We start from the raw sequence: 14,910 nt of genomic DNA, 5'->3' as shown, positions 1-14,910 counted from the left end.
TGTGTTTTCGTCAAACAAACTATCCCCTATGAGAAGGAAAGGCAAGTGTAACGAAATATAAATTAGTGTTGGCAAGGGATTCAAAGCTTGAATAGCAAAATCTTGAATAAGGGCACTTTGGTAATTTATATTTCGTTTCTCTTGTGTGCGTTGCTTGCGGTTAGTGAAATGAATGCCGTGCGTAACAGAATTAATGAACTTACTGCAAGCAAATAAATTATCATATCCTCAAAATTTAATTCCATCGCTTAAAATTAGCTTTCATGTTAAAGGATAAAAGTAGGAGTTTTTAGACTTTCATTTTTTTGATGAATTCTTACGTCGTATTTATTAAATCTGACAACAAATTTTTGAGTTTAAAACAGTTAAAATTATAAAAAATTCAGCAAACCATTGCCAGTATTGAATTTTTACAATAATGAAATTTTTGAATTTATCGTAGAAATACGAATTGATTTTTCAATTTATTTTATATTGCTTTATCGCAAACTAAAAGTTGCTTAATCTGGAAATTATTTCACTGCATAAAAATGAAAAAAAATAACAAACAAAACTTAATTGTAAATTTTTATAATTGGGATTACAAATAATTAGGATGAAAGAAGAATTGCATTACAGATTTTTAGATATGAAATAACAAATATGGGACAAATCCTGTTACTTGTGTTGCAGAGTAAGATTTTTTTAAAGATTTATTTTAATGAAGAAGGCTAATTAAAAGAATTTAAACAGAAAAAATACATAAATCAATAAGGCAATTTTTGTTACCTTTACTTAAATGAACAATATAAAAGCAATTATATACCAAAGTGAATTAGATTTCATCGCAAGATGTGTGCTTGATTACCCAGATATAGAGACTGGTGGAGATTTTTTTGGCTTTTGGACAAAGGAAGGAAATCCGGTTGTTCAATATGTTATCGGTCCTGGTAAAAAAACTACACGCACTTCAACCTCTTTTTATCAAGATATTGATTATTTAAAGGAATGCGGAAAATTTTTAAACGGAAAATATGGATTTGAACATATCGGTGGTTGGCATTCTCACCATCGTCTCTCACTTGCACATCCAAGCGGGGGTGATGTTAATACAATGAGAAATGCATTAAGAGGAGGAAACATAGAAAAATTTCTTATTTCAATTTCTAATATTGAAGGAAATTCAAATGTTACAATAAATGGTTTTTTGTTTAGTCGAAACAATCCCAATGATTACAGTATATGTAATTGGCAAGTTCTTGATGGAATTAGTCCATATCGGGTCGATATAAATAAAATGAATCTAGACTTATTTTTAGACCTTAATACAAATAGAATATCTTATAATTCAAATCTACAAGAAGTAAATAATAGAAACGATAAAAAAGGAAGTATCGAAAAGCCGGAAATGCCTAAAAGTTCATTTTGGAAAACCGACAAGGGCAAGGAAACTATAAAAAAAATGTATGAGGCTCTTAATAATAGAAAAGATATTACACAATTCGAGATGATTCAAAAGGATGATGGACGATTAGCTTTTAGATTCATATATAAAAATCATGAAAATGAAATTATTTTACCACATGAATACCCTGAAAAACAGATTGAGGTAAAAAGAAAATTGCCAAACGATTTGTTTACTAATATTGAATTTCCTCATCATAGGAATAAATCTATTTGGTCGGACTTTGATTTAACTTTAAGGTATATTGAATCAAAATTTAGAAGAAATATTAAAGATTAGTTTTATGGCTTGGACTACTGAGCAAAATAATAGATTAATAAAGGAAAAGGAGATATTAAAAAAGTATTTCCCGAATTTTGAGTTTAAATACTACGGTACAATACTTTGTCTTGAAGGTTGGATGTACACAAACAAAAAGACTGGATATCACATAAGGCTTTATGTCCCTCCTGATGTCCCAAATTCTGTTCCAGAAGTAGTCATAATTTCACCTTTTCCAGTAAATGATTATTTCGGAAAATCACTGGTAAGTTATGGTACAAGTTCCACAATGCATTTACTAGCTCCTAGAGATAACTGCCCGAAAATATGCACATATAAAGCAACATATTGGAATCCGAATAGGACATTTTACAATGTGCTTATAAAAGTAAGGTTATGGTTGGAAGCTTTAGATGGACATAAAACAACTGGCAAACCTTTAGACACCTATTTACCCCATCAAGTTTAAAAATACAGAAAATGGCAAACGAGAATAATCCACAAAAAGTACAAGAAGAACTTCAGAAAAAGAATCTCAATCAGTCTGAAAAAAAATTGACATTCGACCCTACAACAGGGGAGCTTGTTGTTAAAAATTTTACTGATGCACAGAAAGCGGATGAAGTTGTAGTTGATCAAATATACAAAGACGGTTTTTTTATATAAGCCCCTATGAACCCACTATTGTATTTACTTGAAGAGCAAATAAATTCACACCTTAATTCCACGGAGAATATTAAAAAAATTATAGATGGAGTTGCTTATAGCATGGATGGAAATACTGTTTTTCATGCCTATGTTAACTCTCCTAAAGTTATTCCTGCAAGTAGGGTTATCTCCTGTAAATTTCATTTTTTCAAATCCATTGAAGAATCCAATGAAGCAACAAAAAACCTTATTAAAGATTTGTCGGAAAACAAAACCCCACCGCTTCAAATTTTTATTTATGAGGTTGAAAACACCATCGAATGCAAATCATTTTTTATCGAATTTAATAATGTTTTTGAGTGCGAAATAAAAATAGTTCCTGAAAAGTCAGAACTATATTCAAGAAGTAAAGGGCTTTTAGAAACTGATTCTCTTTCTAAAAAAACTGTTGGGATTGTTGGGCTCGGAAGCGGAGGCTCACCTATAGCTGTTGAATTAGCAAAAGCAGGAATTGGAAAGTTTGTTCTGATTGATTTTGACAGAATAGAACTTTCAAATGTATCGAGACATATTTGCGGAACAAATGATTTAGGGCGGTTAAAAACTTACGCTGTTCGGGATGCCATTCTGCAAAAAAACCCCTATGCAGAAATTACAACTTTGGAAATAGATGTAAATAAATTCCCCACTGAGTGTTCAGAAGCACTTTCAAATGTTGATTTAATAATGTGCGCATCAGATAATGATAGGAGTAGATTTTTTCTTAATGAAATTGCTCTGAAATATAAAATACCTGCCATTTTTGGAAGGGCGATTACAAGGGCGATTGGCGGTGATGTTTTAAGAGTAAGACCCTTTGAAGGCCCCTGTTATAGTTGTCTTTATTCTCAAAACATTAGGTCGGAAGGCGGAGACGATGAGGAGGTATCACAAGAACAACAAGCAAAAAAACTATTGCCTGATTACACCAGTGATAAAGAGATAAAAACAGTAATTCAAGTTGGGCTAGCTTCTGATATTGCCCCTATTTCAAACTTTATGGTTAAGCTTGCATTAGTTGAATTATCCAAAGGATTAGATACAGGAATAAAAAGCTTGGAAGAAGATTTTATATCTGATTTTTACATTTGGGCTAATCGAAGAGAAAACATTTACGAAAGTTGGAGTAAGTTAGAATTCAATTTTAATAAACCATCTATTTTAAGATGGTATGGGGCTAAAGTTTCAAAAGACCCTAATTGCATGGTTTGTGGATAGTAATAAATTAGATTCAGTGGAATGAAAGTAACAAGAATTCACATAAAGGATTATTTGAATTTCAAAAATGAATTTGAAATTGATCTAAGATATCCTTCAGATCACCCTGATAGAAGTAAGGCCGGCAAACCCTTAGAAAAAATTTGTTTCATAGGACCAAGTGGTACGGGAAAAACAACCCTTCTGAATATTATCAAATTTTTCTCTTTTGAAAACAAAATTAATCCTGATTGTTTAAATCAAGACCAATTAAAAGATGGAAATGTAGGTGTCCATTTTTTGATTGGGAATAGTTATAAGTGCTCAAAATGGTCGATTGGGTTTAAAGGAAACGAAAAAGAAAAAATAGAAGCGCAACCAGATGTCGAGCTCAATTATATTGGGGAAAATGGATTAGATAGCAAAGATTGCAAGAAATATATTGAACAACATTTTTTTAAGAGTAGCAATGTGAAATTGGTTTCATTTCCCTACGATGCTATTAGGAATTTTTACAGCCTAACAGATTTGTCAAATTCAAACTATCTTTCTGGAATAACAAAACCAGAGGACGAAAAAAAAGATGTGAATTTGATTCGGCAAGAATATTTAGAAAAGAAAGTTTGGGATTTTAGTAATGATAATATTAATTGGATTTGGAAAATATTTGAAGACATTGTAGAAGAGTATAAGCCCAATTATTTAAGAGAATTAAATAAGTTTCTCTCTAAATCAAAGGAAGATGACAAAAACCATCAGAAATATTTTGATGATTTTAAAGAATGGGAAATACAAAATAAAAACCCATTGGATGAGCATTCACAAAAGCTAGATGTTGTATTAAATAAATTTAATTTAAAAGTTGACACTACAATTGTACAAGAAAAGGTTGAGAAGAAATTTCCAATTATTAGACAAGTAAATAACAAAGATGAAGTTCCAAAATCATTTTTAAGTACAGGCACAGTTCAATTATTGGTAACAACTCTTCCTTTAAGTGTTCTCAATATTGACAAAGCCATAATATTAATTGATGAGCCAGAAAGATCTTTATATCCTGATACCCAACTTGGACTTATTTCATTATACACCTCTTACGCAAAAGACAGTCAAGTTTTTTTTGCCACTCATTCTCCCATTATCGCATCTGCCTTTGACCCTTCAGAAAGAATAATTCTTTATTTTAATGATGAAGGTAAAATAGATTTTAAAAGAGGGGATTCACCAGAAGGTGATGATCCTAATGATTTATTGTATAGGGATTTTGGAATGCATAATATTTTTGAAAAAAAAGGAGAAGATGCCTATAAAAGATATATTGAATTGAAAACTTTAATTCATTCGGAAAAGAATAAAGAAAAACAAGAAGAACTTATGGTTGAGTATTTAGAAATAGCAAGAATTTATCGATTTGGCAAATCAAATGAAAAGAATACTTAGATCTGGCACTTCACCAATAGTTAGCAATTCTTATAGGTATCCCACACATAGCGTTTTGATTCTTGCTGAATTGGATAAGGAACAGGATTTGTATTGTGCATACACAGAAGAAAATTATCGAATCTCTTGCTATACAAGGGAAGTTGAACATTTTAACCCTACATTAAAAAACACTTCTAGTGATGGCTACAATAATTGGTTTTCCGCCTCAGGTCGTTTAAATAGGAAAAAAGGGAGTAAAGAAAGATGGAAAATTCATCAGCCCATACTTCATCCAACGAATGCAAATTTGGAAACTCGTTTAATATATAAAGATGGGTATTATATTCATTCAGATCCATCATATCAGGATGCAAAAAATTTAAAAGATTTCCTTATGCTTAATGAATTTGGTCTACCTGATGCCAGAATTGCTTATATAAATTCACTTAAAGATATGTTGCTAGTATTTGGTGATGTAAATAGTTTGGAAAATTTTCTAATTAGACATCCAATTCAAGTCCATTATAGAACTGCGATTAAAGCAGAGTTCGGAATCACAGTTTAATGTTTTATTTTTTATAAATAAAAACACTTAATTGTTCGCTGAAGGTTTTTAATGTTTCGTTTACCTCCTTCATTGATTTTATTAATTCTTTAAAATCTCTGTATTTTTTCTGAATCACCTGTGGTGAAATACTTTTATTTTCATCCTTTAATATCTCAACTGCATACCATCTTTTAAAGTCAGCTTGATATTTTGTAAGATGGGGGCGCAATCCTTTATTGAGTATTTCAATTGTCAACTGTATTAATTCTCTAGCACTGCTATTGGAAGCAATACTCTCACCTGGAATGGTTTTTATTTCTTCACGAATTACTTTAAACAAAGTGTACCAAGAGTTATAAACTTCTTCAATAACATCAGTGTTCTCATCTATAGGCAATGCTGCTTTTCGGGTAATTAATTCAATGTAAATTCTGTTTGCAATATGAATGTTTTCATAGCTTCTTTTTATTGGAAAATCAAAGCTTACCAAAACTGTTTTAACAGATATTTTTGAATTATTTGGAAAGGAATTATGCAGTTTTCGTAAAGTTTTTTTACCAAAAAACAAAAGCAAAAGAATAATAATTACAACCAATATTACAATTAGCCATAATGGCAATGTGTTACTATTATCAATTGGTTTAGCGCATTTACAACAAGTTTGGCAACAAATTAAAATTGAAGCGATACAATTTAGTTCCACTGTTCACCAGATCTATTATTTGTAAAGGAATCTCTTGAGTTATCAGGAAGAATTGTTTTTCTATCAAGAAAGGCTTTATGAATCCACTTTTGAACAAACACAGGGTCATCTGACCAACGGTACAATTTAGCATATCCACACTCAAAATTATCATATAGTCGAGGCGGAATTGTGTATTTACTTATTACAGGACTACCTTGAGTGTCAAGTGTGATTGGATAGGTTGGTAGAAAAATTCCCAATAAACCATTTCTTGGGTTATACATAGTATCTCTAATACTCGAAGCGATTTCCCAGTCAACATGTTTGCGTTGCCAAGTATATTTACCTATTAAAACAATAGTTACAGTAGCATCAGCAATATACTCATCACGTATTTTTTGTCTTATAGTTTCTGTTTTTAAACTGGTATCAATATCTCCTATCTTAACAGATTTATTTACTATAATTTCATGATGGTTTTCAAATAATGCTTCAAAGTGATTCCTGTAATATTCATCCCCATCTGTATGATGATAGCTAATAAAAACTCTATGTGATGTTGTACCCATAATTACTAAAAAGTAAAATTGAGTATAAAACTACAATTTATTATTTCTAATATAAAACAAGGAAGTAATAAACAGCAATCTATAATTTAATGAAAGCAAGTTACGATAGGAATAATATTTATACTGTTTTTCTCGTGAAGTCATGGCTTAAAAAAATGCCATAATTATAAAAATGAATTGAGTTTAAGTAAAAGGATAAAATGTATTCAAAATCTAATTAATATTCAAACTCAAAGAATTCCTTTACATGAACATCAAATTCTCTAGCAATAGCATGCAAAATATCAATGCTTACATTTTGATAACCCAATTCAATCCGATACACTTCTTCTCGGCTTATCCCACAGTTATAAGCTAACTGGTCTTGAGAGAGCTTATGCTCTTTCCTTAATTCACGAATCCGCTTACCAAGTTTCTTCCTAAAAGATTTTGAGCTAATGGCTTTCATTAACTGTAAAAATCCTTATAAGCAAAAAAATAAATGAGCATTATAATGCTCATTTAAAAAATATTTATTATCCTTGTTTTAAGATAACTACTTAAAACTAAACCCAATGAAAAAAATCTACGCACTTTCCATTTTGAATTTATTTCTAATTATATTTTTTATTTCAGCATGCTCAAAGCATGTTGCAAGAATAAGTAGGACAGAGAATATCTATCCAGATACACACAGAAAATCTGAAAACACTACTGTGAGTTATACATTACCTATAATTAAGTCAACGGGAAAAACAGAACAAACACAATCGAAAGGTGGCGTCACAATTTCTGCAGAAATAACTCCTTTCACTGCTACTAGGGAAGTAAAACAGGATAGAAAAATTAGCTATGCGGATAATTCACAAACCGGATATGACATTTATGAAGTATCAAATACACCTGAATATCAAGTCGCTCCAGAGGATATTAATTTTAAGATACGAATTCGAAATAATGAAGCCGTTCCTTTAAAATTAAGCGAAGTTGGTTTTGCAATAATTATTGATGGTACACAATGGTCATTCCCATCAGGATATTTGGATGATTGGAATAAAGGATTAATCCTGACAGGATTTGAAAAGGAGTACATGATTAAAGGACCACAATTACAAGGATTGTATAATGCGCAAGTGGTATATATATTTTTAAATGGTGTTCCAACATCATATGATGAAGCTGGAACAGTTACTAAGAAAAGTAATTTCGAATGGTATTTTGAATGTAAATCTGCAACAGTAGAAAAGCAAGAACAGATTACGTACACATACGAATCAGAACCAATTGAATCTAGACAATGTGCAAAATGCGGAGGAACAGGAACTGACCCGCAAGCTTATAAATGTCCTGATTGCAATGGAACAGGACGACATTACAATCCTTATGATAAGAAAACTTATCAATGTAGTAAATGTAATGGAGGAGGAGTAGTGAGATATAAATGTCCAGAATGCAAAGGCAGAGGCTCAATTTCATATCCTAAATCTAGACTACCAAACCCTATATCAAGTGTAACGTGGAACGGCTGGTACGTTACAGTAGTAACTAACCCTAAGGGTGCAGATATTAAATTCATTGATACAAGTACAGGAGAATATAGAGATGCATCATGTTCTAGTCCTTGCAAAATTCCATGGTATTGTACAAGTGGAAAATCTTGCCCAGTAATTATTGAGTACGGAGGAAAGAGTGTGAAAGTTTTGCCATACAAATCTGATGAAAGCCAATCTCCTAAAATTGTTGTCGATTTTACTGGAGGCTCTCCTTACGTGAAAACAGGGAAGGAAGCGAATTAAATTTCAAACATTTTAAATGCAATTGAAAAATGAAAAAACTGATTCAAATAATTGTCATAGCAATATCTGTAAATACAGCAAATGCTCAATGGTCACAATTTGGTACAGGTCCTGTAATAAATACTATGTTAGTTACAGGAACCTATCCATCAAACATGATATATTTAGGGCTAAACAATGATGGAGTGGTATACTCAGCCAATTATGGTACGTCTTGGACAGGCACAAGTATGAATAATTATTGGTTACCAACAACTGCATCTGCATTTTCAATAGTCCAAAGTGGATCAAAAATAATTGCAGGAACTGATTTTGGAATTTTTGTTTCAGGAGGCCCAACTTGCTCCTACTGGACAAAGATTTATGCTGGAGGTGTTAGTGGAACAGAAATATACTCTTTAGCTGCAAGTGGTTCGAAAGTCTTTGCAGGAACTGAATATGGGATATATGTATCAAATAGTAATGGGGTTAATTGGTCAAGTTGTTTATCATTCTCACCGCCTAATATTGTCAACTGCATAGTTATAGATGGTATTAATATTTATGCAGGAACTACAGATGGATTTTACTGCTCAATTGATAATGGAATAAATTGGACTCTTAGCACAGGAGTAAATAATGTGAGGTCAATTGTGACAATTGATTCCCTGATATTAGTCGCTACCCCCAATGGAATATATCGTTCCGTAAATAATGGAGTTACATGGTCAGGTTCAAATACTGGAATATCTAATGCATATGTCACATCATTGGCAATTAATGGACAAAACATATATGCAGGATCATTAGGTTATGGTGCATTTGCTTCGGTTGATAGCGGAAATACTTGGTCGCCATTTAATAATGGATTATCAACTTCAGCATTGTATATACCTATTATTGTTTCCGAAGGTCAATGGCTTTATGCAGGAACAGGAGATGGAGTTTGGCGAACAAGTGCTTATATTGGAATAAATGAGTTAGGGAATAGAAATTTAGGTGTGTCTATATATCCCAATCCAAGCACAAATAAAATCTATTTCAAAAACCTTAAAATCGACAACAGCACTGCCTTAACAATAGAAAATATTTATGGAGAAAAAATTATATTTACCGAATTAACAGCTCCAGAAATAAATATTTCAAATTTACCTCCATCAATCTACCTAGTAAAAATCCAAAACAAGGACGGACTTTCTCTTTTAAAATTCTTAAAAGAGTGAGTCCCCCTCTTACTTTAAAAGGGTAGTGAAATGAAAATAGAGAAGAAACGAGGAATAAAGTAGTGTTGTAAAACAACGTTCTTTATGAACGAATGATGAGCGTTTGAATGAACTTTCCTTTTAAATATTTTCAAATTAGGCTACGCTAAAATCCTCTATTGACAACAAAACTGGCATACGATATACTTAAACCATTACAATTTAATAAAGAACCGTTGCCCCTTAAATGGGCCCTCCTTTACCGGAGCGAAACGAACAATGGTCTCTTAACGTAAATTACTTGCATTCCTAGATTATAGTGCTAGAATGCTCCAGTATAAGGTTTATTCGTAAACCTTATAAATATACGCATAAGACCCGCTTGGTTCGTTTCCAGCGGGTCTTATGCATTATATGAAAGAAAAAATAAAGGAATATTTGGAGTGGAAGGGGACTTATGCTAAAAGAGCAAGCGTAAATTATCGAATTTGGCTTGAGCGACTATTAGAAGTTTATGGGGAGGAAAAAGGCTTAGAAGATTATACAATTTCAGATTATATAAAATTCAAATGTTGGTTGGAAACTCGCTATAATTCTTATTCATTGCAATTTGCAACAATTGTAATCAAGAATTTTTTTCAATATTGTAAGTATCAAAATTACCCATGTAACATTTCGCCAACATTAATAAAATTACCTCGAATCATTGCAAAATCACATAGAGCAATTACTGAAGAAGAATTCGAAAAAATAACTTCCGGAATTTCATGCAAAGATTTCTTAGGATTAAGAGATTTAATATTGATCCAAATGCTTTGGGATACTGGTGTGCGTGTTTCTGAACTCTGTGATTTGGATTTATCTCAGATTAATGAAAAGAATAATAAAGCAGTCATCTCAACAAAGAAAACAGGAAAGAAAAGAATTATCGTATGGTCAAGTCACACTCATACCTTGCTTTTGAGGTACATGCAAAAGAGATTAATACTTAAAAATGCAAGAAATAATACTGCTTTATTTGTAGGCAAAAACAATGGTAAAGGATGGAGCAATCGAATAACTTCTAGAACTGTTCAAAGAATCATAAAGGAATACGTAAAAAATGCCGGTATAAAAGAGAGAATAACACCCCACAGCTTCAGACATGGTTGGGCGCATAAGCGGAGAGATAAGAACGCTCCTTTATCATTTATTCAAAGGGGATTGGGGCACTTAAATCCAGTATCAACTTTTATTTACGAGCAATACAATGATGTTGACTTTGAAAAAACAGCTACAGATTACCTTAAAGCTGCTTAACAAATGAGTTGAGATTTAATATTAGAAATTGGAGAAGTTTATCCACACATTCTAGACTTGCATACAAAAGTAATATTTGCTAAACTCTCATTGAGTTTGAAAGGTTCATTAAAACAGCAAGTTCATAGATTATCTGATGTTTTATCTGGGCAATTTGCCCATTAATTTTATCTGATCCTGTGTCGTAAAGAATAGTTATACGACCTTAAATTTCCTTATTTGTCAAGCACTATTTAAGTTTTGTAACAGTTTAAAATTTAAAAGCAAGAAAAACATCAGAGAAATCTGGTGTTTGTTATACCAAGCGGTCTGTGGAGTTCACCCCAAGAAATCAGAAAATTTCTAAGCTTAGATTGGCATTGCCCGTAAGGGCCTTACGATAGCATTCGTAGGAAACGAACAATGCGAATTTAGGAGTGAATCCGAAATGTTGTAGTCTGCAAGACTCCATAGACCGCTGTGTATGCGCATGCTCAGCAATGGTCGTTATTACTAGCAATAAAGAAAACACTCATGAAATTATACGATGTCTGCACTCGCAAATTCTACGAAAAGATGGAGAGAAAAAGTAAAATGGTATCGAGCAGGAATGATGAAGACTACTGACAAGGGTTCTACCTATGTCAGATTATTTAATCAGCCGCAAACTGATTTTTTGTTTTGAAAAGGAAGAGACACCAACTCTTCCAGAAATTCAAATCGAAAAATAGTCGAATGAAAATTACAAGTTAATTATTTAAAATTGATGCAAACCAGCACCACGCCTGTTCCCAATTTGTTCTTTGACATATTTTGAAAGAATTGAAATTAGCTGAATTGAAAGTTCTGCTAATCATTATTCGACAAACCCTTGGTTGGGCTGACAAGCGTGGAAGATCTGGTAGAAAAGAAATAGATTGGATTTCCAGTAGTCAACTCTGTCAGAAAACAGGATGTTCCAAACGCAGTATTACTTCCGCAACAGATGTTCTTGTTAGAAGAAATCTCATCACGATTTTTGATGAATGCAATAACATTCTGAACTCTCCCGAAAAAAGACAAGGTAAAACTAAACTCTATTACCGCCTTTCCAATCCTGTGGAATACACTGTGGAAAACCATATGAAAAGCTCATCAACTTCTGCAATTCTTGCCGAGGACATCATCAAAAATACACATCACTTCTGCAAAAAATGCAGATAACAAAAGAAACTCTACAAAATTAAATCCTACAAAAAATTATTATTAAAGAATACAAACCCAAAATGACCACCAAAACCTATCCGTACACCTATGACCAACTGAGATTCTTCCGAAACGAAATTAAGAAAGCTGGAGGAATTGATGAGTTAATGATTTTGAAAGAAGCTTTAAAAAAGGATGGAACGACGACCTTTATCTTAACTCAAGTAGATATTGAAAAGTATAAGAAAAAACATATTGTTGGAGTTTATGAATCTTTGCAGAACAACTACAATACCACCGTGCCTTATGTGTTTTGGAGTAAACTTTATGAGTTGGTAAGTAGGTTTAATGGGAAGGAAATATAAAGCTTATTTTAAGTTATGTTTGATTTCAAAAAGCAAGAGAAAATTTCTGATAAGTTTAACTTTTGTCACCTTACAATAAAAGTTTTAGACTTACAGCGTTCGATATTAATCTGGCCACTTGCGCTATAAGTCTGAGGAGTTGCACTTGACCCATCAGCTCTTGTCACAATATTATAACTCGCATTCATTCCCCTTGGCTCACTAACAAAATAATTTTTGGAGCCTTCAGCAATATTATAGAAACATTGCGTCTGATTAGCTCCAAGAGTCAATGTAGATGCTGCATATGCGTCATAATAAACATCAACAACTAGATTTTTAGACGTTTTATTTGTAAAACAATAATCACCAGTTTTATTTACCTCGCATTCCTTATTAACAGTTTCTGGGTTATTATAGTTTTCATTTGAGTTAAGAGGGACATTATTAAATCCTCTATTACTGTTATTCGGATCGGATGAGCCGTCTGAAAAGGATGTATTTATTCCCAACAATGCACCAGCATCATTATCTAGAGGCAAATCTTTCATTGCTGCTGATATTACAAAACCCGTCATTGCATCCAAAGCTTTTGTTGTTAATTTCATTGTTCTACTCAATATTGTGTAATTGCCAATTATAATTGCATCAACCTCAATAATTTACCCAATTCTTTTGTTTTGTCAACATCAATATAACCTTCGGAAATTAACTTGTTTGCCTCTGTTATGCTATTCAAATTTTCTCTATCAAAAACTTGAAAATTACCGGGATCATTTACAATATTTATAGAGATAATATTTGCAAGATATTTTCCAGCAATAGTAGGCTGTTTGTTGATGTCTGTAATGAATAAAACGACAACCCTTTTTTTTGCTTTGGTGTTAAGTTTAGCAGAAATGTCTGAACTGATATCAAGGAGCGCTTTATCAAAAGCACTTTGTGAAAAGGAATTGAATACAACCAATAAAGGAAAGATTAATAAGAGATTTTTTTTCATAATTTAATGAATTTTATAGTGAAGAATATTGGTTCGAATAAGTATAAAGTAATTTTTGAATTGCTTTTTCTTTTGCCTGTGACTCGGTAACTCCATTTCCGTTTATGTCTGGAATCGAAATATTTTTCACAACACTCACGTTTTGGATATTGATAATGTTTATCGAAAAAGTAGCAGTACAAACTATCGTTCCGCTTTCCAAAGTTCCATTACGCATAGTGAATTTAATTTCTCCCAAAGCCAAGTAGTCCGTATTATTTACAAGTATAAGTTTTTTAATAATATCAGAATTGCCCTCCATCAATCCTTTAAATTCTGGATTATGAATAAACGAATTTTTTATCAATCCCGTTGTTGCATTATATCCAATCTTACGGTAAATGTTTGCAATATTGGATGAAAAGGATGGTGAAAAACTCCCACTTTCATCCATAATTCCAACTGAAATATCTGTATTGCCGGTATTTAGGATTGAAGAATTAACATAGGAAGAAAAATCTTCTTGCTTGGATTCATTTGTTTTGGAGGAGTGCTTATCCTGATATTTGTCAATTGGAACTTGATTTTGATTAATATTCTCCTTGGCAATTTTGGAGTTATCGATGTTTGAAGTATTTGAATTATTGTGGTCACTTTTCGGAGGCTGATATTTTGGATTATTCAAAATGGCAGTCGTGTCTTTCTAACATTTGTTCTTTTTCTCTTGGATAGTAAAACAAATAATAAAACAGGGTAAAAAAACTTCCGACAAGAGCAAATATTAAGAAGCTCCTCAAGATTTTTTTCCTACTTGAAATTAGTTGTTTAGGTACCAATGTTTCATTATTTTTTTTTGAGATTGGTCTGTTGTCTCTAAGGGATGTTATAGCAGAAAGCAATTCAGCATCATTCATATATTCAGCAATGCTCTTCATGCGAATCCATGCCAAATCTTTTTCATCATTCGTCAATTTATCAAATGTAAAATGAGATGTTAGGTTTCGAACATTAGCAATTTCATTAAACCAAGTTGGCAAATGAAATCTATCATCTTTAAAAATGGGTTTCAAAAACTCTTTTTTATTGCTTGCAAATAGCTCCAAATACTGAAAATCAATAAAGTCGACCGATACAATATTATCGTTCTGCCTAACGGATTTATCCCAATTTTTTTGTTTGTGATTAGGTGGGGGGCATTGCAAAGCATTTCTGAATTCTGTAGCCCAATTATCTGGATAAACTTTTTCAAGTTCGGAGACAATAAATATCCTAAAGCGCTTGATAAATATGTCAATTGCCTTAAAAATATTGACTTGTTCTTCAGACATTATAGGTAGTTCGTCTTCAGCCATTCAT

18 protein-coding genes are annotated in these 14,910 nt (G+C 32.2%); 11 read left to right on the top strand and 7 right to left on the bottom strand.

What is annotated here, in order from left to right; genetic code table 11:
- Positions 1-778 precede the first annotated feature (778 nt).
- From IPP32_03225 to IPP32_03200, 6 genes are read left to right on the top strand one after another with little or no spacing between them, the layout of a single operon-like run.
- Complete coding sequence (locus IPP32_03225; protein ID MBL0047090.1) at positions 779-1,723, top strand: hypothetical protein; 945 nt, start codon at positions 779-781, stop codon at positions 1,721-1,723.
- A 4-nt stretch (positions 1,724-1,727) separates the two neighbouring features.
- Positions 1,728-2,174, top strand: coding sequence for a hypothetical protein (locus tag IPP32_03220; GenBank protein MBL0047089.1), 447 nt, complete (start codon positions 1,728-1,730; stop codon positions 2,172-2,174).
- A gap of 11 nt (positions 2,175-2,185) precedes the next feature.
- The gene (locus IPP32_03215) at positions 2,186-2,371 is read left to right on the top strand and encodes a hypothetical protein (protein ID MBL0047088.1); all 186 of its coding nucleotides are present in this window, start codon (positions 2,186-2,188) and stop codon (positions 2,369-2,371) included.
- Positions 2,372-2,377: 6 nt separating this feature from the next.
- Positions 2,378-3,610, top strand: coding sequence for a ThiF family adenylyltransferase (locus IPP32_03210; protein ID MBL0047087.1), 1,233 nt, complete (start codon positions 2,378-2,380; stop codon positions 3,608-3,610).
- A 21-nt stretch (positions 3,611-3,631) separates the two neighbouring features.
- Complete coding sequence (locus IPP32_03205) at positions 3,632-5,029, top strand: AAA family ATPase (protein MBL0047086.1); 1,398 nt, start codon at positions 3,632-3,634, stop codon at positions 5,027-5,029.
- A complete protein-coding gene (locus IPP32_03200; GenBank protein MBL0047085.1) occupies positions 5,013-5,576 on the top strand; it encodes a hypothetical protein in 564 nt (187 codons plus the stop codon). The genes IPP32_03205 and IPP32_03200 overlap by 17 nt, the downstream gene beginning before the upstream one ends.
- Before the next feature lie 4 nt (positions 5,577-5,580).
- Here IPP32_03200 and IPP32_03195 read toward each other — a convergent pair whose 3' ends face one another.
- The 3 genes from IPP32_03195 to IPP32_03185 form a co-directional block, all read right to left on the bottom strand.
- Entirely contained in the window at positions 5,581-6,177 is a 597-nt protein-coding gene (locus tag IPP32_03195) for a hypothetical protein (protein ID MBL0047084.1), read from the bottom strand.
- Between the two features lie 74 nt (positions 6,178-6,251).
- Positions 6,252-6,812 carry a TIR domain-containing protein gene (locus IPP32_03190; protein ID MBL0047083.1) on the bottom strand — a complete coding sequence of 187 codons (561 nt, stop codon included), beginning with the start codon at positions 6,810-6,812 and terminating at the stop codon, positions 6,252-6,254.
- Positions 6,813-7,029: 217 nt separating this feature from the next.
- Positions 7,030-7,260: a helix-turn-helix transcriptional regulator gene (locus tag IPP32_03185; GenBank protein ID MBL0047082.1), complete on the bottom strand. Its 231-nt coding sequence runs from the start codon at positions 7,258-7,260 to the stop codon at positions 7,030-7,032.
- 106 nt (positions 7,261-7,366) lie between these two features.
- On the opposite strand from IPP32_03185, the gene IPP32_03180 reads away from it, so the two are divergent.
- From IPP32_03180 to IPP32_03160, 5 genes are all read left to right on the top strand, one after another.
- Complete coding sequence (locus IPP32_03180; protein ID MBL0047081.1) at positions 7,367-8,587, top strand: zinc finger-like domain-containing protein; 1,221 nt, start codon at positions 7,367-7,369, stop codon at positions 8,585-8,587.
- 29 nt (positions 8,588-8,616) lie between these two features.
- A complete protein-coding gene (locus IPP32_03175; protein ID MBL0047080.1) occupies positions 8,617-9,789 on the top strand; it encodes a T9SS type A sorting domain-containing protein in 1,173 nt (390 codons plus the stop codon).
- A gap of 393 nt (positions 9,790-10,182) precedes the next feature.
- On the top strand, positions 10,183-11,067 hold the full coding sequence (locus tag IPP32_03170) for a tyrosine-type recombinase/integrase (GenBank protein MBL0047079.1): 885 nt from the start codon (positions 10,183-10,185) through the stop codon (positions 11,065-11,067).
- A gap of 792 nt (positions 11,068-11,859) precedes the next feature.
- Entirely contained in the window at positions 11,860-12,249 is a 390-nt protein-coding gene (locus IPP32_03165; protein MBL0047078.1) for a replication protein, read from the top strand.
- 62 nt (positions 12,250-12,311) lie between these two features.
- Positions 12,312-12,596, top strand: coding sequence for a hypothetical protein (locus IPP32_03160; protein ID MBL0047077.1), 285 nt, complete (start codon positions 12,312-12,314; stop codon positions 12,594-12,596).
- A gap of 65 nt (positions 12,597-12,661) precedes the next feature.
- On the opposite strand, the gene IPP32_03155 is transcribed toward IPP32_03160, so the two are convergent.
- Genes IPP32_03155 through IPP32_03140 form a run of 4 tightly spaced genes read right to left on the bottom strand, consistent with a single transcriptional unit; the run spans position 12,662 to position 14,906 of the window.
- Entirely contained in the window at positions 12,662-13,183 is a 522-nt protein-coding gene (locus IPP32_03155; protein MBL0047076.1) for a hypothetical protein, read from the bottom strand.
- Positions 13,184-13,212: 29 nt separating this feature from the next.
- On the bottom strand, positions 13,213-13,575 hold the full coding sequence (locus IPP32_03150; GenBank protein MBL0047075.1) for a hypothetical protein: 363 nt from the start codon (positions 13,573-13,575) through the stop codon (positions 13,213-13,215).
- Positions 13,576-13,588: 13 nt separating this feature from the next.
- Positions 13,589-14,239, bottom strand: a complete 651-nt coding sequence (locus tag IPP32_03145) for a hypothetical protein (protein MBL0047074.1) — start codon at positions 14,237-14,239, stop codon at positions 13,589-13,591.
- A complete protein-coding gene (locus tag IPP32_03140; GenBank protein MBL0047073.1) occupies positions 14,232-14,906 on the bottom strand; it encodes a hypothetical protein in 675 nt (224 codons plus the stop codon). The genes IPP32_03145 and IPP32_03140 overlap by 8 nt, the downstream gene beginning before the upstream one ends.
- Positions 14,907-14,910: the final 4 nt, after the last annotated feature.

This window comes from Bacteroidota bacterium, from assembly GCA_016721765.1.
In the GTDB taxonomy this organism is placed as follows: Bacteria; Bacteroidota; Bacteroidia; order UBA4408; family UBA4408; genus UBA4408.
Note: the sequence above shows the minus strand (reverse complement) of the source record. Positions and strands in the feature narration are given on the sequence as shown.